At 60.6% G+C, this 17454-nt stretch carries 13 protein-coding genes and 7 pseudogenes; 7 read left to right on the top strand and 13 right to left on the bottom strand.

Going from position 1 to position 17454, the window contains the following annotated elements:
- The first annotated feature begins 406 nt into the window (after nucleotides 1-406).
- Both AB3X96_RS33235 and AB3X96_RS33230 read left to right on the top strand, forming a co-directional pair.
- A complete protein-coding gene (locus AB3X96_RS33235) occupies nucleotides 407-1543 on the top strand; it encodes a diguanylate cyclase (protein ID WP_368592986.1) in 1137 nt (378 codons plus the stop codon).
- Nucleotides 1544-1735: 192 nt separating this feature from the next.
- Nucleotides 1736-1976 (top strand): annotated as a pseudogene (locus AB3X96_RS33230) (sodium:calcium antiporter); the annotation flags it as partial.
- A 250-nt stretch (nucleotides 1977-2226) separates the two neighbouring features.
- On the opposite strand, the gene phaP reads toward AB3X96_RS33230, so the two are convergent.
- Nucleotides 2227-2739: a TIGR01841 family phasin gene (phaP, locus tag AB3X96_RS33225; protein WP_368592985.1), complete on the bottom strand. Its 513-nt coding sequence runs from the start codon at nucleotides 2737-2739 to the stop codon at nucleotides 2227-2229.
- Between the two features lie 365 nt (nucleotides 2740-3104).
- On the opposite strand from phaP, the gene AB3X96_RS33220 reads away from it, so the two are divergent.
- Nucleotides 3105-4487, top strand: coding sequence for a hypothetical protein (locus AB3X96_RS33220; RefSeq protein ID WP_368592984.1), 1383 nt, complete (start codon nucleotides 3105-3107; stop codon nucleotides 4485-4487).
- Nucleotides 4488-4643: 156 nt separating this feature from the next.
- Here AB3X96_RS33220 and AB3X96_RS33215 read toward each other — a convergent pair.
- From AB3X96_RS33215 to AB3X96_RS33180, 8 genes and pseudogenes are all read right to left on the bottom strand, one after another.
- Nucleotides 4644-4823: pseudogene (locus AB3X96_RS33215) on the bottom strand (sigma factor-like helix-turn-helix DNA-binding protein); the annotation flags it as partial.
- Nucleotides 4824-5086: 263 nt separating this feature from the next.
- A pseudogene (locus tag AB3X96_RS33210) lies at nucleotides 5087-5440 on the bottom strand (isochorismatase family protein); the annotation flags it as partial.
- Between the two features lie 125 nt (nucleotides 5441-5565).
- Nucleotides 5566-6756, bottom strand: coding sequence for a sigma-70 family RNA polymerase sigma factor (locus AB3X96_RS33205; RefSeq protein ID WP_368592983.1), 1191 nt, complete (start codon nucleotides 6754-6756; stop codon nucleotides 5566-5568).
- 263 nt (nucleotides 6757-7019) lie between these two features.
- Nucleotides 7020-7348 (bottom strand): annotated as a pseudogene (locus AB3X96_RS33200) (helix-turn-helix domain-containing protein); the annotation flags it as partial.
- Between the two features lie 288 nt (nucleotides 7349-7636).
- Nucleotides 7637-8740, bottom strand: a complete 1104-nt coding sequence (locus AB3X96_RS33195; RefSeq protein ID WP_368592982.1) for a PHB depolymerase family esterase — start codon at nucleotides 8738-8740, stop codon at nucleotides 7637-7639.
- Between the two features lie 38 nt (nucleotides 8741-8778).
- On the bottom strand, nucleotides 8779-9204 hold the full coding sequence (locus tag AB3X96_RS33190; RefSeq protein WP_368593029.1) for a CopG family transcriptional regulator: 426 nt from the start codon (nucleotides 9202-9204) through the stop codon (nucleotides 8779-8781).
- Between the two features lie 646 nt (nucleotides 9205-9850).
- Nucleotides 9851-10103: pseudogene (locus tag AB3X96_RS33185) on the bottom strand (DUF892 family protein); the annotation flags it as partial.
- Entirely contained in the window at nucleotides 10104-10514 is a 411-nt protein-coding gene (locus tag AB3X96_RS33180; RefSeq protein ID WP_368592981.1) for a hypothetical protein, read from the bottom strand.
- 419 nt (nucleotides 10515-10933) lie between these two features.
- Between AB3X96_RS33180 and AB3X96_RS33175 the strand changes: the two genes are divergently transcribed.
- The 3 genes from AB3X96_RS33175 to AB3X96_RS33165 all read left to right on the top strand — a co-directional run bounded on the left by AB3X96_RS33175 (nucleotide 10934) and on the right by AB3X96_RS33165 (nucleotide 12858).
- Entirely contained in the window at nucleotides 10934-11308 is a 375-nt protein-coding gene (locus AB3X96_RS33175) for a phage holin family protein (RefSeq protein WP_368592980.1), read from the top strand.
- A gap of 505 nt (nucleotides 11309-11813) precedes the next feature.
- The gene (locus AB3X96_RS33170) at nucleotides 11814-12749 is read left to right on the top strand and encodes a hypothetical protein (protein ID WP_368592979.1); all 936 of its coding nucleotides are present in this window, start codon (nucleotides 11814-11816) and stop codon (nucleotides 12747-12749) included.
- The gene (locus AB3X96_RS33165) at nucleotides 12733-12858 is read left to right on the top strand and encodes a hypothetical protein (protein ID WP_368592978.1); all 126 of its coding nucleotides are present in this window, start codon (nucleotides 12733-12735) and stop codon (nucleotides 12856-12858) included. The genes AB3X96_RS33170 and AB3X96_RS33165 overlap by 17 nt, the downstream gene beginning before the upstream one ends.
- A 165-nt stretch (nucleotides 12859-13023) precedes the next feature.
- Here AB3X96_RS33165 and AB3X96_RS33160 read toward each other — a convergent pair.
- From AB3X96_RS33160 to AB3X96_RS33150, 3 genes and pseudogenes are all read right to left on the bottom strand, one after another.
- Nucleotides 13024-13251 (bottom strand): annotated as a pseudogene (locus AB3X96_RS33160) (response regulator); the annotation flags it as partial.
- A gap of 384 nt (nucleotides 13252-13635) precedes the next feature.
- The gene (locus AB3X96_RS33155) at nucleotides 13636-14103 is read right to left on the bottom strand and encodes a PRC-barrel domain-containing protein (protein WP_368593028.1); all 468 of its coding nucleotides are present in this window, start codon (nucleotides 14101-14103) and stop codon (nucleotides 13636-13638) included.
- 513 nt (nucleotides 14104-14616) lie between these two features.
- Nucleotides 14617-15534 (bottom strand): annotated as a pseudogene (locus AB3X96_RS33150) (MFS transporter); the annotation flags it as partial.
- A gap of 852 nt (nucleotides 15535-16386) precedes the next feature.
- Between AB3X96_RS33150 and AB3X96_RS33145 the strand changes: the two are divergent.
- A complete protein-coding gene (locus tag AB3X96_RS33145; protein WP_176111069.1) occupies nucleotides 16387-16854 on the top strand; it encodes a response regulator in 468 nt (155 codons plus the stop codon).
- A gap of 130 nt (nucleotides 16855-16984) precedes the next feature.
- Here the strand turns inward: AB3X96_RS33145 and AB3X96_RS33140 are convergent, their stop codons facing one another.
- A complete protein-coding gene (locus tag AB3X96_RS33140; RefSeq protein WP_368592977.1) occupies nucleotides 16985-17251 on the bottom strand; it encodes a response regulator in 267 nt (88 codons plus the stop codon).
- Between the last annotated feature and the right edge of the window lie 203 nt (nucleotides 17252-17454).

Here is a 17454-nt window from a genome sequence, read left to right as displayed (position 1 = left end):
TTGGGCGAAGCCTCGGCATGGTGATGGATGACTTGGACCGTTAGTTGCACTTAAGCGGGAGACATTGAGGGACTGCGACTGCGGCGAGATGCTCGCAACACCCCAACGCTTCGCACGCAGGCTCACCGTAAGACTGACGGGAAGGACCGCCTGTCAAACGGCAATGCACAACTTCCACGCAACTTGTCGTGCATTCACCTCTCGAAGGTGGCGGCATCACCTTTTTCCGCAAACGATTAAGGTGAGCTGGAAAGGTCCAATTCAATGACAAGCAAACGTTTGGTGGATCTTTTCTTGTCAGCACACTCCTACAGCCACAAATATTTCGTGGTAGAACATTCACGGCGATTGCATAAATTATCTTAAGATGGATTCCAACGGCGGGTCTCAGTCGTGGAGACCCCAGGTGAACAAATACGAAGTTTTGCCGAGACGGCAGTTATTGGACTCTAGCGGGGTGGTTGGGATGGCCGAGGCGGATCTTCATTCTTGGCGCGACCAAGCGATGTTGCGTGTGTTTCCGAAGAACCCCGAGAAGGAACAAGCGATATTGCGCATGGTTTTTGGAACTGTGGTTCTGATCGCGTACCTGGCTTTCACCTTGATTTGTCATTCGACAGTCGCCTACCCAACGATGGTGACGGTCGCGATTTACGTGGTGTTCGGTATCGTGACGTACGTCGCCACGAAGGTCGGACCAGCGCGCTCACACCTCCGGTTAACTCTCACCACGGTTGTCGACCAGGCAACGGTGACGACAGCTCTGGCAATTGGCGGCAGGGCCGCGCTTCCGCTGCTCTGGGTGGTTTTTTGGTTACTGGTGGGTGCCGGCTGCCGTTACGGCCGACGAATGCTGGCGCTGTCATGTGCGGTGGCGCTCGCTGGATTCGTATGCCTGATGTATTGGCAACCGTGGTGGCGGACAAACATCGAGGCCGGACTGGGTTTGACGTTTAGCGTTGCAGCAATATCCCTCTACCTGGCGGTGCTGGTGTATCGGCTCGAAAAGCGGGCTGCGACTGACCCCCTGACGGGGCTAAGCAATCGCCTCCGACTTGAGCAGGTGATCGGGCGAACGCTGACCGGTCGAGGTACCGAAGTCGGTCAGACTGCCTTGTTCCTGATAGACCTGGATGGTTTCAAAGAAGTGAACGACGCACACGGACATGCGGTAGGTGACGAATTGCTGCGGAGTTTTGCCATGGCCCTGGTAAGCCGGATGCGCCGCGGTGACACGCTCGCACGATTGGGCGGAGATGAATTCGTAGTCCTTGCACACCACGTATGCGACCAGGAAGGCGCGCTCAGAATTGCCGATAGTATTCACGTCATCCTGAGCAACGTGCGAACCGCTGGCGGACATCCGACTGCTGTTTCGGCCAGCATTGGAGTGTGCATGCTGCTGACGGAAGGCACCGGAGGCAGTTCTCTCGACGCCCAAACATTGATGCGTGCCGCGGATAGCGCAATGTACCGGGCGAAAACGCGGGGTAAGGGGCAGACAGAGTTTGCCGACGCAACCGACATGCAGCCGCTATGCTGAACGACCGCTTCGGGCAATTCCCAAGGGCCGATGACGGTCAGAAAATGTGAGTTCGGTGAAGCTAACGCGGGTCTCCGTCAACCTGAATCCCACTGGAAAGTGTATCTGCCGGTGACGGAGCTGTCGTTCGTGATGATGGCGTCCGCCATCATCGCGGCCGAGAAGCGCCGCCATGTTTGTGCTACGCCAATTTGGTACGTCCGGGCGTTGTTTAGCCTCGCACTGGTTGGCGTCTACGTCATCTATATGGTGGTGACTTTTCGTGCATCGGAACAACCGCTCCAGGGAGGGCATGGAACGACAGGCGCTGGTTACCATGTTCCTTTCCCGAACGGGCCTGCCAACCAATCTTGCGACCAATACCCTCCAACTGGCGATTGGTCTGGCGCTTCTTGTCGGCGGGGCTAAAGGACATATTCGCGGTGTTGAAGGCAGTCGCACCGCTGATCACGATGGTTTCTGCTCGACAGGTTTCAGGTTCATCGTCCAGGTTTCCGTTAGAGCGGCCGATGCGTTCGGCTCTCGACGCGACGTACCGATGCACACGTAAAGGCACAAATGATTCGCGCACGCCGGCCGCGGCGTGCGCCCGCGCCGCTCTTTCGTCTGATCCGACTTCCCCGGCCAAGCGAGGGCGGCCGTGCGTACTGCTCCGCGTCGGACCCGCACTACTTTGACGCGCCCTATCCATCTGCCCTACCGCGCCGCCGCGCAGGAGTTTCGTCCTCGGGTTGCGAGATAATCTGCGCCGTTTCCCGCATGCTTTGGGTCGCGGGCCCCTGGTCTCCCATGAGAATCGAGGACCCGAACCCAACGGTCGCATCTTCGAGCACACCTGTCATCACGAGGAAGCCCCGGTTCACGCGTTGCTCGGCGTCATTCACGACATCCGCAAACGAGTCCAGCAGGATTTCGCTCGCATGGCGCCAGTAGGCAGCCGCTTTCGCCGACCCGGCAAGGACATAGCTCGCCTGCAGCCGCCACGCGCCCAGCGGCGACCTTTCTTCAAGCGCCTTCGATGCGACCGCAAATTGTTCGTCAATTGAAGTCTTTACTGCCGTGCGGTTCAGTTCGAACAACCTTTCCGCCACATCGACAAAAAGATTAACTGCCGCGCGACCCTCGGCACTGCCCACCGCAGCCCGTTCGGTCTCGCCTCCTTTACCCGGAAGTACCAGAAGCGTTTCGCTCGCCATAACTGTCTCCTCGAATGGGATGATCCGCAGGTACCGGTCGCAAAGGACCGGCGCGAAAATGATGCAGCCTAGCCCGCCGCAAAGACCATTCCCGCCGACCGGTGCTCGAGCTGTTTCGCACGAAAATATGCTGGCGTGCGTCGAGCAGAAACGGAGGGTTAGCCGGCATCAGTCACATCCGCGAACACAATATTGGCGTCGCATGACAAGCCGCGGCCAATGATAGATTCGGGCTCTTCATCATTCGTGCGCCGCGTGGGGGTATTTCTCGCTAGATGGACAGGCTAACGCATCGGATGTTCGAAATTTACCCTCGTCTATAATTCACGAGCCAGAACATCAATGATCGCACGGAGCCCTATTTTATGAGTCAACCCCGCGGACGACATGCGGGACCTCGGGACAGCGGCCAACGCCAACCCCGTCACATGAAAAAGTCACCGCCCAACAGGCAGGGACAACCGTACGTGAAGGCACCGCCTCGAGACTCCACTCAGACTGCGTCGATTTTCAAAACACGATCATTTCAGTTTCTCGTCGATGCCGTGGGCGCAGAGAATATCGCGCTCGGACTCGACTCGAACATGACGCGAGTGGCCGAACTGATGAAGGGCGAAAGATTCACGCCCGAGACCGCTTTTCATATGGAAACCACGCTTGGGCTTCCGCACGGTTTCTTTGACCAGCCCCATCCTGCGCTCGCGCCCGAAACCATCGCCCGTCTGAAGTCACCGCTCGACTTTGTCAAACCAGACGACGAGCCCGAGGTGGAGTCTGAAACGCCCGTACCGACTTCCGCCCCGAACGGCGGCCAACAACCCATGCTGGAAGATAACCTGTCCGAGGAAACGGAAATGCCAAAGAAAGCAACGGGCGGGTCGCCGGTGACCGTCAAAAAGAGTCGAAGCCAGATGGCCAGACCGACTGGCACCCATGCACCAGGAAAAGATTCATCTTCGAAATCCAGAGCCTCTTCTGAAGCGACCCGGCAGCACCCGCTGGCGTTAGACGACAGCGCTACGGTCGAAAACATTCGACGGCAGAACCTCCACGTCCTTACGGGTCGCAACGGATCCAAAGCGCGACTTGGTGTGGTCCTATCCATGACCAAGTCAAACATGGCGCATCGGCTATATGGCAAGAAGCGCATGGACGATGTCGAGGCGAACCGTTTCACGGAGCGACTTGGTTTGCCGACTGGCTGGTTGGACGCGCCGCGCTCGGAAGCGGAGATTCCCGAGTCGGTGTCACGGCTGCTCACTCCTGCTTCGCGCGGACGTGCGTCCGCGGATCAACACGAGCCGATTGCGGCCACCGCGAACGACGATGCGTCAGGAAGACCCGTAAATTCGAAGGTGCACACGCGGCGCGCGCGGACGGGCGTCCCGGTTGAGCCAGAAAGCGCCTCGCCTGCTTCAGCGGATGTCGGAGAAGCGACAGAGGCAATCGTGGTCAGCCAGCAAGATCACATAAGCGGTGCCTGCGCCGAGGCCGCCGCTCGCTCCTCTGAAGGCAGTGATGGCAAGCTGCCGGCGGTCACACCGCCCACCGCTGAATTGCTTCCAGCCGCAGCAATTCCGCAGCAAAACCCCGTGTCGCTCCCCGCTTCCGTCACCAGCCTGGACAACCTTGTCGGTATCGCGCCAATCGCGGAAGCGTTGATCAAGACGCTGGCAGGTAAGGCACGCACGGGCCGACTGGACGAATTGAAGGCTCTGGAACTTCTGCAGCAGGCAGTCCTGCTGTGAGTCGGCGGTAGCGTACGACGATCCGCTGTCCGATGAGGCGTGAAGCGCATTGAGCCGTCCGGGCCCGGTGCGCTCCGCAACGGCCTATGCGGTCGACGATCGGGAGCGCCTGCCGTCCCTGAAACAGCGCAACCCGCTTATGCACGAGTCTACGCGTTAATGGTCGAGAAATGGCCGAAGCCTGGCGGCGCGACTCGGGTGCATCAGTTTTCGCATCGCCTTGCTTTCGATCTGCCGGATGCGTTCGCGCGTCAGGTCGAACTGTTTGCCCAGCTCCTCAAGCGTATAGTCAGTCGATGTATCGATCCCGAAACGCATCCGCAACACCTTCGCTTCAGCAAAGCACTATTCTGGGTAAAACCGCTCCCGTCCTGTTGGGGTGACTCCGTGCCATCCGGAAGGTAGAAGGTCCACCACCCAATGTAGCCGGTGGCCGTAAAGGTAGGATCGGGAAACTTCCCCTCGAACAACGTATCGATCTGATTCAGCGAGATACTTGCAAATACGTTGGTTCCCGGGTCGAACGTATTCGTCATTTGTCCAGGTGCCCACAACGCCTTAGGGTTCGGACGATTCGGAGACTGGTCACGCTCTCATCATCATGAGTCAGCGCGTAAATCAGAGCGCGCGAAATCAACCTCCTTACTCTCGATGACCCCACCCAAGCGACCCGGCGCCCTTTGATTGCTCCAGTACATATTGGTATGGCTGATCACCGCATCTGGTGACGGCGCGCCTCTTTGCGTCATGTCCTCTGTCGTATGGGCATCGCCGACCAGCGTCGCGTCATAGCCGCGCGCGAGTGCACCATGCAGCGTTGATCGAACGCACATGTCCGTCTGCGCACCGGTCACAATGAGCTGACCAACGCCGAGCCTCGACAGCACCTGCTCCAGATCGGTGTCTTCGAACGCGTCGCGATAACTCTTTTCGACAATCGCCTCCCCTGGCGCCGGAACGAGTTCGGCAAATTGAAGAAAGAATGTATCTCAGCGGGATCTCCTGCTCAGAATGCGGCACTCACCGGACAGTCGTACCTATCGCAACAGTGTTAGCGGCCGCCGCCTCGCCTTGCCGATCACAGTCGCTGCACCGTGAGACTTTCCATCACGTAAGGCGCGAACCGGAAGTCGCGGATCGCGATGATACGGTCGTCGTCGGTCCAATCCAGCAGGATGACATATGCCACGCCCGCGTCGGCCACTACCGGATCGGTAGCCAGCAGCACCGGGCGATGCTCGGCCCAGCCCAATGACAGCGAACAGCCGGTCGACTCCGCATACCGCGTGAAGTAGACTGAGACGTCTTTGCGGCCCGCCAGACGCGCTCGACTCACGAGGTCGAGACGGACTTCTTCGGCGAGCAGATCGCGTAACGCGTCGAAGTCGCGAGCGTTGAAACGCTCGGCGTAAGCGCGCAGCCGCTCGAGGTCGGCTTCGGCGAGGCGCGGTAGCGCGGCGTCGGATACGCCGACCAGTTCCCTGAGCCGACCGCGCCCCCGGTGCAGCGCGGCCTTGACTGATGGAACGCTGACACTCAGGATCGCTGCCGTTTCCGTCAGCGAATAGCCAAGTACATCCGCAAGCACCACGCAAGAGCGCTGAACGACGGACAGATGCAGAAACATCGCGAGACTCGCGGTCGCCGCCACTCTCGCATCGGCCTGGGCGCCGTGGTCCGTCAGATTCTCCAGCGCCTCGTCGGACTCCTGGTGGCCTTGTCGCTTGCGGCGGCGCAGTGCATCCAGCGCCGCGTGATGAGCAATGGCCAGCAACCAGCTTTCCGGGTGCAAAATCTCGCCGGCTGCCGAACAGGCCGCGACCGCATTGGACAGCGTCTCCTGAACGACGTCTTCTCCATCGAAAGCCGAGCCCATCATGCGCGTGCAATACCGATGCAGACGCGGGCGCATCGCCGCCATCAGTTGAGTGAGTTCATTCGCATCCAAAGCCGAATCCTCCGGTTGATCCCGCACCCCGATATCGAATAGACGTTCCCGCTCACCCAAAGGATGCGGTCCGGAAAAATTTATTTCGCGCGCATCCTTTAGCTTGTCGCCGTCGTCTTTACGGTTATCGGACCACACCGGCGCCGATAACCGTGAAAGGAAGAAATCATGCAACGACTGACACTGGTGCGCTACACCATCAAACCCGAACAAACCGCGGAAAACGAAGCGCTGTCGCGGGCTGTGTTCGATAGCCTCCGGAATACGGCGCCCGAACACACCGCCTATGCGCTGTTCAGAAACGGCCGAGAATTCATTCACCTCTTCGTGAATCTCGCCGCTGACGATTCGGCAGCCGTCACCGAGCTTCCTGCCTTCAAGGCATACCAGAAAGGTCTCACGGAACGCCTGGAAGCGCCCGTCGAAGTCTTGCGATTGGGCGTCGACTTACTGGACTCGTACGGTTTGCCAGACGATTCGGCGGCACGTTGAATCGGAGGATGCGCTTCGGATATTGCGGCGCTGGTCAACATCACTGGCGCCGCCGACGTACACCAGGCCCGAGGCGTCGCAACGGGGTGGTTTGCCCGATAGCCTGGAGATCCGCTATTTCGCTGGATTTCCCTGCTGATGGTTGACGGTGCCCGTCCAAGCCTGCTGGCCATCGAACGGATCGAGTCCCCGTTACCAGTGAGCGTGAAATCTCCTCGCGCTCGGCCAACGTCAACGCCAGTCTGGAACGACGTCGTAGTGCCGGCCGTATTCCACCTGTCTGCGCCAGGATTCCCTGCACCGACGAGTGATTCCGATCGAACAGTTGCGCAATATGCTGAAGCGACTCGCCTTTCTGCCAGCGCTCCCACATTAACGCTTTCTGGCTTTCGTTATAAAAGGTCTGGGTTCTGTACTTCATCTGCAACTCTCCCGCTGCTTACGCAACTTCGATTGTGTTGCGTCGACCGGTTGAATCCGCACTCGCTTCGTCGCGATTGCACGTCGCAACCTTGACATCTTTCTGCGCGACGTCGCCAAGTTTGTTGCTGCCTGGCGCGCGGCGGCTTGCGTGCGTATCGCGGGGTTCTTCGTCCTGACGATGACACGCTGACCGTCTTGCTGATGGTCCTGACGCGGCGCAACTTGTGGGTCGCCGCTGCCTTCACACATTAACAGCCAGCGCCATCACTCGGCCCGCGTCATCGCGTTATCGCCGCAGCGGATGCTCAAGAAAAAATCTCAGCATTTCCGCACTCGCATCTGGCCCCATGGGATCGGTGTAGCTGCCCCGCGCATTTCCGCCTGCCCACGCGTGTGGTGCCCCGTGAATAGTCCACAGTTCGGCGTCCATGCCGTTCGTGGAGACCAGATGGGAGACGGTACACGCACGTCGACCTGCAATTGTCCGACGCGGTTCGCGGCCGTCATGCAGTCGCGCGTCGAAACCCTGAACGAGCCGCATGGCATTCCGCATGTGAACCGTGGCGTCCGCGTCGCCGTGAAAGACGATGACCGGCCGCTTCGGTAAGGAGGCGGTACCGTCCATGGCGTCTCGTGCGTGTCTGGGAGGCCTGCCGCCTTTCATGGCCGCGAGCGCCGAGGGAAGATCGTGTGCGCATCCTGCTGGAAGACCAGAATGCACACCTGCCGCCGCGTACAGCTCTGGATACGCGCCAATCATGATCGCCGCCATTGCTCCCCCGGCGGACAGACCCGCGACGTACACGCGCGCGGGATCGACGTTGTGGGCTCCAATAATTTCGCGTGTTATGCCTGCGATCAACGACGGTTCACCGCGTCCGCAACGCTGATCATCGGGTTTGAACCAGTTCCAGCACTTCGACGGATTTGCCTGCTGCGGCTGCTCGGGATAGGCGACAAGAAATCGATGCTGCTCAGCCAACGAATTCATCTGCGTGCCCGTCGCGAAATCGTCGGCGTTCTGTGTGCAGCCATGCAGCATCACGATCAATGGCAGCGGCTCGCTGTGATTGCCTGCCGGCACATACAGTCGATATTGCCGGCGGCCCACGGCATTCGAATACATATGCGTGCTGAAATGTCCCCGGTTCTCGACGTCAACGCGGGCTTCTCGCGGTTTGAGCGTTTCGGCGTTCCTTTTCGCCGGCGCCTCGAATACAACGGTAGCGGCTTCCGGGGTCACCTCGCGTGGCACCGCCCCGTTCACGACACCTCCGGTCTCCCCGCGCAGGGCGCGTTGTATCGCCTGCGTAGCTTCGGCGGGGCCGCGGGTGCGCAGCAAAGTCATTGCTTCGCGCATGGAGTTCAGAAAACCTTGTTCGAGTTTCATAGTGGTGGTCCGTTAAGGATTGAGCGTCGGACGCGCTGCTAGCGGATTCTGTCGGCGAGCGCTGTCTTGACGGCAGTCGATGCGTGAAAGGCACCCAACACCACGACGCTTTCGATGGTCGCGAGTGCGAGTTCCGGGGTGACGTCGCCAGCGATGCTGGCGAGTCCCAGCACCTGGATGGTGAGGCGCTGATGAGCGGCACGAACCGCTTCCAGATCCTGCCGCGAAAAATGCTGTAGGCCGAGCACAAGCGCACGGCGTGTCACCGTTTCCTGAACGACCTGTGCATGCAGCGCCAACTGATTGCGAATGGCGGTTCTGATCAGGTCCGTCCGGTTCGAATAAAAGCCTTCTTCCACCAGCAGATCGATCTGGCCGAGGTCGACAGGGCCGAGGTTGATCGTGATTTTTTCCGACTCGCCGCCCTTCGGGCGACTCGTGCCGCGGGATGCAGGGTTTTCCATTTTTCCATCCGGTGGACATCCATTTGGATGGTTATAGGCGTATTTTCGCTGCACCGCAACATAATTTTCGCTTCAGGCGACTGCAACAGTGGGGCTCGTCGTTTCCTGGTTCCAAGCTGCTTTGCCGCCGGCACGGTATGCGAATTGCGGTCACGGACCTACGGATTAACGCCGTCCGGTGTTGACCGGTTCGTACTTGAGGAGACTGCCATGCGAGTTGCGACGATAGGGGTTTTGATTTCGGCGCTTTTAGTTGGAACATCGGGCAGCGTTTTCGCCCAAGGCGCGGGCGGCGGTGCCGCTGGAGGACAAGGCGGTACTGGAATGAGCAAGCCAAACTCTAGCGGGTCGACCGATACGGTCTCAGGCGCGTCAGGGGCTAACACCATGGCACCGGCGACGACCAGTTCTCACAACAAGATGCATAAGAAGGCCGGACCCGCCACGCCTTCGTCAGCTACCAACCCTGCCTCGGGTGGAAGCTGATGATAGAAATTGAGTCGTAGGCGGACTTCAGGTCCAAGGAGTCCTCAGGCCCAGGAGGCCGGGCCTGAGGATAAGCGGTGTTACGCCCGGTGGGCTTTATGTCGACTATTGGGACGCAGCCCCTGTCCGATGGTACCGACGCTTTTAGATGTCGCAACGGTTATTGAGTCGCTGCCTCTTCGACGCTGGTTCCTTGTCCCAACACCGTCAGCTTTTCATCGGCGGACTTCGCTTCCTCCAGCGTATCGAGCAGGAGCTTCTGAGCGGCAGATCCACCTTTTGAGCGGCTCCGATAAGGGCGAGGTCGAGGACAGGCCCCTTCTCAATTTCCCAATCTGCTCGCCGCCCTCCTCGACAAGTTCTTCCATCGCGGCGCATTTGATTCGCTTCAGTTTGATACCGCGGGATTCGACTCATCCGGATGTGCTCATGTTGTGATCCGCCTCCTTGCCGCGCATCGGCACGGCCCAATTCGCACGTTGCCCGCCGGCTGCGTCACCGATCTGAGTAGGGGAAGTCAAAGCATTCCGGGAGCCGGTCGGCAGGTAGCGCAATACATTGATCGAGACGAGCATGATCGGCAGCGACAATGTCTCGAGAGAGACCGACGTGGGCGCAGAGATGCGAAGATCGACAGCTCCCACCTTACTTCGCTTGAGCTTGTACTTTTTGCGCAGCGCACGCGTTTTTACTATGCAAGTCCCTCCTTCCGGAGCAATGCATACGCCCCAGGCCGAGTTGTGCGGATCAGCCGCCGATATTTTCAGTTGGCGCGGGCCCGGCTTTTGCGCCGCATTCGGCTGCGATGCGGCGACCGTGCGCATGAGCCACACGGCCGTCTTCGCGACGATATTCGCCCCAACGGAAAGCCATCGCGCACGGGTGCAGTGTGAGGTGAGGAGTAGAAAATGGAATCGGGAAAGACGCACACAACTTTGGGCGCTCCCCTCTTTGAACCCTGAGCGGACAGCCTCACGCGTCTCAGCGACGCGAGCGAGCCAATTTAGGGGAATGCAAACCAGCTGGCAGCAGAAGCACAGAAGCTTTACTCCGATTTCGCCGAACTGTTGCGGCAGGCGACGCTGGAACGGCCGCTTGCCACGCTCGCCATTGCCGCTGGCGTCGGCTTTGTTTTGGGGCGCGCTGCGCGGAGCGAACCGTCGCGTCAGAAAACATCGCAGGCGTGACTCGAGAAATTTGGACTAAAGCGTTGCCGCCCGCACAACGTCGGCAGGAGGACCGAATGTCGATCCATGCGAAGGTCACAACGTGGCACAACATTGGCCGATTCTGCGTCGAGCGCGTCACGGACTACAGCGAGCTGATCACGTTGGAAATCGAGGAAACCCGAAAGCGCCTGGTGCGCGAGCTGAGCGCCCTCGTGGCGTTGGCCGTCGCGGGACTCTTCACGCTGTCGTTCCTTTGCATCGCGATCATTGCCACCGCATGGCCGACGCCTTACTTTCTTGCGGTAGTCTGGGGCGTTGCTGCGGCGTGGCTGCTGATCTGCATCGTTTCCTTCCTCGTCTTGCGCCTGCAGAAACCGGCGCAATCGCTTTACGTCCTCCAGACCGAGATACATCGCGATCTCGACGCTCTCAGCGAATCGCTCAAATGAACCCGCGACATCATGCACATGAGCTTGCCCGGCCAATCGTTCTGGAACGCATGGAGGTGTCACGGACCGCATTGGTCGTGGCGAACCGGACTGTCGCGTTGCCGGCAGCGCCTACGGGGCCGCGGTCATCCTCCAGCAATGTGCTCGCTGCGCTCGCCGAGGCGCCGCGTGTGGCCCTGCTGCTCGCTCTGGTGGTCGGCGCCATTGCGCTTAGGTCACGACGCAAGGTGACGATCGCTGGCCGGGCCGGTGCTACCGCCTGGATCGCCCGCAATGTGCGAAGGTCAGTCGGCTTCTGACGAATAGCGTGCCGTCGCTCTCAATCGCCGCTGGCCCGACATGCGTTATCACTCTCTTTCGAAGCCTTTATCCGCTAGCCGGTAGACGCCATCTGACGCGGCACAATAAATGCGACGAACGAGGCGGCCACGTCCCGCATGGCGGCCGTGCCCAGCGTAGCGGATAAGCGCTTATTTCAGCGTAGACAAGTTCAGGGAGGCGGCATATGGAATCAGTGAATAACCCGACGGAATACAGCTTTGCAGCAAACGATGCCGCCGCCCTAAAGCATCGAAACGAAAGCGCAGTTTCATGGGGTGCGATATTCGCTGGCGGCGTCGGCGCAGCAGCATTCGCACTGATTCTGTTGACGCTGGGCACGGGCCTCGGTTTGACGTCCCTCTCGCCATGGTCGTCGGGCACCGCTAACGCGAAGGCGTTCGGGTTTGCTGCGGTGATCTGGGTCTGCGTCACATCCGTTCTCACGTCCGGGCTTGGCGGCTATCTCGCCGGACGGCTGCGCCGACGATGGCTCGACGTCCACGTCGACGAGATGCACTTTCGCGACACTGCGCATGGCTTCCTTAGCTGGGCCATAGCGACGCTCGTCATCGCGGCCATCCTGACTTCGGCGGTCTCGGGCATCGCACGAACCGGCGCACAAACTGCTGCGCCGGTAGCGTCCGGAAGCTCCGCGCTCGCGACCGAGACGATGCAGCGTGGGAACGCGGCCGCCGCAATAAATACGTGGCCGCTCGGCTACCTGATCGACTCCTTGTTCCGTATGCCTGCCGGAGCGCAGGCCACGCCAGCTGAGGGAGCCTCGTCACGCGGCGAGATACCGCGCGCGGAAACGGCGCGCATTTTTCTCAATAGCGCCGCGACAGGTGATCCGTTGTCGCCGGATGACACCGCATACCTGAGCCGCCTGGTCGCGCAACAAACAGGAATGGCGCCGGAAGCGGCACAAGCGAGAGTCACGACGACCTACGCAAGGCTATTGCAGAAAATCAGCGCATTCGATGCCGCTGCGAAACAAGCCGCCGACAGGGCTCGCAAGGCCGCTATCGGAGCTTCGTTGTGGCTCTTCGTATCGTTGCTGATGGGTGCATTCTCGGCCAGTCTCGCGGCAACCTATGGTGGCCGTGTGCGCCAGCTCTAATGCGAGCTTTCGTCACTTCAACAAGGGGATTTTCATGCGCTCGATTCTTCTCTACCTGCTCGGTGTGCCGATTCCGATCATCATCCTGATCGCATTGTTCTGGCATTGAATGCGTTGCGATCGTCCGTCGCGCTCGGGACGGACGATTTTCAGCGCCCCGGTGCTGGTACCCCCAGGTTGTTATGGCCTGGAGCGAAGTCGCAAGCGAGGCTTCCCGCGGCGCTGGATAAAACATGAGGATTGGAAGCGCTCGGCTTGATACATGAGCCGCATCCTACAGCAACGCAAGCACCTTCAGCAGGCTGTCGATGTCGACCGGCTTGACGAAGTGGTAATCGAAACCGGCCGATTGCGCGCGCAGCCGGTCTTCCGTCTGGCCGTATCCGGTAATCGCGACGAGCAGTGGCTGCGTATTGCCTTTTCGGCGAACCTGTCTCGCGAGTTCGTAACCGTCGATCTCCGACAAGCCGATATCGGGCAACGCCACGTCCGGCTCGAAGCGAGGCACGCGGTCGGTTATGTGCGTCTCAGCGCAACGGCAGCGACCGAAGGATCGCGGCCGCCCCTCGGCGCGCTTGCCGAGCGGTGGATAGGAGAAGGGAAGTGCTGCGACTCGCTCGTTGCCGGTCGGACGGCAGGGGCCTCAGCGATGCAGTCGACGTGCGAGCGCCTGCTACAACAGCGGCGCGAACAGCTGCTTCGACTCATGGCTCGAAATCAGCGCCGTGGCGCGGCCGGTTCTAACGCGTGCTGGCGGTCGCGAACGACGTCGGACTGTGGGCCGAACGGTACAACCCACAGCGCCGGAAACCCGCGGGCAACTTTCCGCGGGCACCGACGCATCGTGGCGGCACAGCGCGCGCGCTCGCTCCCTTACGCCTCGTTTTCAGATGTCAGTGGGCGGCAATTCGTCAACCCCGCGGCGCGTCGGCGACCAGTATGGGTCGCGGTTGTAGTACTCATGAAGCGTGTTGCCCCACGACGCATCCGCCATTGCCGGCCAGTGATCCTTGTCGAAGCCGGGATCATCCTTGATTCGTTGGGCAGCAATGCTGACGCGAAAACACTCCGCGTCCGTATCAAGCATAAGTGCGTTCCACGGGATCGCATGCAGGTTAGAGCCCATCCCAAGAAATCCGCCTTCGGATAGAACCGCGTATGCAATCCTGCCGCTGCGCACGTCGAGCATGATGTGTGAAATCTTACCGACGTCCTCGCCGTCCGATGAAATCACCTGCGTGCCTTTGAGCGTCGCTGCGGCCATAACCTCCGGACCGGGGCCATCGCCCCTGCCGCCACCGACAATCTCGGCCCCTCCGCCGGACGCGGCGCCTTGCGGGTCTAGTGTGCTCATGATGTCCTCCAACGATTGTGCGGTACGAGCGCCGCAACAGCTGTGCCCGCTCGCGAGGCGACACAGCGCCGGCGCGCCGGGAGGCGTGCTGACGAAGCTACGATGAAGGCGTCCCGGCAAAGCCGGCAGACATTGGCTACGCAGGGCATGAGCCGCAATCGCCGCTAGCCGGTTGCTCATCCACGATTGTCGAAACAGGACAACTTCGCCGCATTCGGTCCGCGCTGTTCGCCGGCCGCGCGAGGGCTGAACACGTACGTCGCAAGGCCAACCGCGAGGACCACCATCGTGAAGAGAAAAAGTCGCGAAAAATTGTCGGGGGCTGACAGCCCCTGTCGGGTCCCACTCTGCGCGAGCCAGCCGAAGCAATTGCTCGTCACGGCGACGCCGAGGAATACCGTGCTGTTCAGTATGCCGAGCCGCAATCCAAGACTGTGCGCGGCGGAAATGGCCCGTGCCTGCGACATCACCAGCGGATGAATCGCGCCGACACTGAATAGCACACACAAGAGACGCGCTCAAAAGCGCGCTATACGACGGCATTGCGACCAGCAGCGCCGCCGCCAGCACGCCTAGCGACATACCGGCGAGCGCCAGCGTCTTCAGCGGAAATTTCCGCACGAGCAGCGGAATGACGACCGATACGAATAGCGCCGTCACGCTCGCAGCGGTCATCACCCGCCCTATTGCAATGGTACTCAGATGAAATACCTCCGCGAAAAAGGGACCGCCCCAGGAAGTTCTGAACGTCCCGCCGGCCGACATTGCGAAGCAGACCGGCAACAGCGTGACGAATGCACCGTTGCGCGACGAGCCGCCATCGCCGATCTGCCCTTGCTCAAGACTTTCTCTTTTCGGCACCGGGCGCGGAACCCCCAGAAGGGTAACAGCCGCCGCCGCTGTGATCACGGCCATTGCGGCCGCAGCGATACCCATCGCCGGCCTCCAGCCGAGTTTCGACGTGGCCCACGCCAACGGTAGCGCCGCGATCAGTGCGCCAAAAATGCCGATGGCGCTTGCAATCGTCACCGCTCTTACCTGCCGCTGCCCGCCGCCGGCGACCAGGACATGATTGAGCAGTCCCATGAAGATCGGTGCGCATCCGAAGCCCAACGCGGCCTGCGACACGAGCGCGACCGTGGCGTCGTGCGTAGCGGGAAGCGCCACTGCGCCGGCCGTTCCCACAGCCATGCAGATCGTCGTTGGCCGGCCCACGCCAAAGCGGTCGAATGCAAGGCCGAGCGGTATCTGCATAAGGGCGAAGGCAAGAAAGAAGGCTCCCGCGAACCACCCAAACATCTTCTCCGTGAAGCCATAGTCCGCGATTAGCTGAGGCGCGATCACTGCGACGTAGCTGCGGAAAAACTGACTCAACAGGTAGGCAGATGTGAGAATCCACAAGGCGTAGTCGCGGGGGCGCTCATGAATCATTGCGATCTCCATCCGGATCGAAGAGGCGTCAGCATGGGGGTGCAGCATGCTCGATTGGAGCGAGTCCCAGCGGGATACCGGGAACACCGCACGAGCAGGAATCGACGAGCGTTGCGCTAGTTCCCGTATCTCGAAGCGACGTGCGGCAATGAGCAAGCTGATGGCAAGCCGCGTGCCGAATGCGACACCTGGCTGCGATCGCTTCTCGGACGATCAAACAGAACGTACCGAGGAACCGCTCAGTTTCGCGTTGGACTCCGGTAGGTGCCATATGACGAGCATACGCAAGGGTGAAATGCAGGTGCTGGGCGCGTCAAGCAGTTATTGCTCCAGCGTGCCGCAGCAGGTACACAGAGCAGTCGGGCGCGAGTAGCTCGCGCGGGCGTGGAGTCGCCGGACGTCGAGACGAGGCGTACCGGCCTGGATGCGACCGGGCTGCTGTCCACGAGACAGCGTTCTCCCCCGGCAACGCTGCGCTGCCGATTACGCACGCGGCAACGCATAAACCATCGCCAGGTCGGCGGGCTTCATTGTGAAGGAGCCGCGACGACCTCTTGTCGCAATCAACTCAAGCTCATGTCCACCGCCGCTCGGCAGGACGTATCGGTTTCTGCGTTTCGTGCACGGTCGTTGCTAAACATGGCATGTCCCCGGCTTGACGGTAGTGAACGATCCGCCCGGCCCGGCATGCACGCAGGCAGACAGGCAGGCCGCAGAGATCGTCGCAGAGGAAGGATGAGCCGGAAGCGGAAGGAAAGACAAAGGCAATTAAGGCTTACCACGCACCGGAAGAAGCAGCGGATGAGCGAGGGCGCGGTCGGCCGACAAGCAATAAGCGTGGAAGGGTGAATCGTGGCAAATGTACTGCTGGTCGACGACGACCCGGAAAACTTGTGGTCCCTGCAGATCGCGCTGGAGAGCCACGGCCACCGCGTAAGCGTGGCGGACAATGCGCAGCGCGCAATGGATATCCTGCGTCGCCATACCATCGAGATCCTCATCACGGACTATGAGATGCCGGACATCGACGGAGCGCAACTAAGCTGCTGGGTACGGGCGCATCCCGCACGTAATGAGATGCCAGTGCTCATGCTGTCGGCCGCGCCGGAGCCGCTGAGGGGCGCGCAATGCTGGAACCGTTTTCTTCGGAAGCCCGTCAGTCTGGGCGATCTCATAGAGGCTATCGACGCTCACGTCGCGATCCGATTGACCGCCGCGCGCGCTCACTATTCGTCTGGCGCCTCTGTGAGCTCGGCCCTGAGATACCTTTGTCCCGCCGCCTCGCGCTTGCCGGCCGTTCATTCCGGGTGCTGGCCGTGATCTGCTGCATTAGAGCAAAGGGGTTTTCGGAGCATCACCGCCGCTGGCCTGTCGACCGGATGCGAGGCTATTTCTGGCATACCATCCGAATCAGGCGTACGGAGAGCTCATCCGTACGCTGTGTGCAGGTTCAGCCACCGTCCGCGCTGCCCGGATCATGCCGGTGTCCCGGCATCCCGTTCAGGAGCATCGCCAACCGATCGTAGTCAACCGGCTTGACGAGATGATAGTCAAACCCGGCTTCGAAAGCCGCGCCTTTGTCGTGCTCCTGACTCAAGCCAGTGACGACGATAAGAAGCATGCGCTTGCCGCGAGGATCGTGACGCAGGCGGCGCGCGACGTCGTACCCCGAGATGTCCGGCAGGGCCGATATCGAGGAGCAGCGCCTCGGCCTCAAATTCGTATGCCATCACGAGCGCGGCGGCGCCGGTTGTTGCGATTCTCGTCTGGTGTCCGTCGCTCTCAAGCAGCATCGAAAGGCTGACGGCCGCGTCCTCGCTGTCGTCTACGAGCAGGATGCGGCGCCGAAGATCAGGTTCAGATATCGTCGGGAGGGCCAGGCTCTTTGAGGGATCCTGGATCGGTGCAAGCGGAAGCCGG

The organism is Paraburkholderia sp. BR13439, assembly GCF_040948805.1.
GTDB classification, from domain to species: domain Bacteria; phylum Pseudomonadota; class Gammaproteobacteria; order Burkholderiales; family Burkholderiaceae; genus Paraburkholderia; species Paraburkholderia youngii.
The sequence above is the reverse complement of the archived record's forward strand: the minus strand, read 5'-3'. Positions and strand labels throughout refer to the sequence as shown.

Excerpts from the sequence above, each read along its gene's own strand:
- phaP (WP_368592985.1), bottom strand. The coding sequence starts at position 2,739 with ATGGCGAGCGAAACGCTTCTGGTACTTCCGGGTAAAGGAGGCGAGACC.
- AB3X96_RS33220 (WP_368592984.1), top strand. The coding sequence starts at position 3,105 with ATGAGTCAACCCCGCGGACGACATGCGGGACCTCGGGACAGCGGCCAA.
- AB3X96_RS33195 (WP_368592982.1), bottom strand. The coding sequence starts at position 8,740 with ATGAAACTCGAACAAGGTTTTCTGAACTCCATGCGCGAAGCAATGACT.
- AB3X96_RS33190 (WP_368593029.1), bottom strand. The coding sequence starts at position 9,204 with ATGGAAAACCCTGCATCCCGCGGCACGAGTCGCCCGAAGGGCGGCGAG.
- AB3X96_RS33180 (WP_368592981.1), bottom strand. The coding sequence starts at position 10,514 with ATGCGCACGGTCGCCGCATCGCAGCCGAATGCGGCGCAAAAGCCGGGC.
- AB3X96_RS33175 (WP_368592980.1), top strand. The coding sequence starts at position 10,934 with ATGTCGATCCATGCGAAGGTCACAACGTGGCACAACATTGGCCGATTC.
- AB3X96_RS33170 (WP_368592979.1), top strand. The coding sequence starts at position 11,814 with ATGGAATCAGTGAATAACCCGACGGAATACAGCTTTGCAGCAAACGAT.
- AB3X96_RS33155 (WP_368593028.1), bottom strand. The coding sequence starts at position 14,103 with ATGAGCACACTAGACCCGCAAGGCGCCGCGTCCGGCGGAGGGGCCGAG.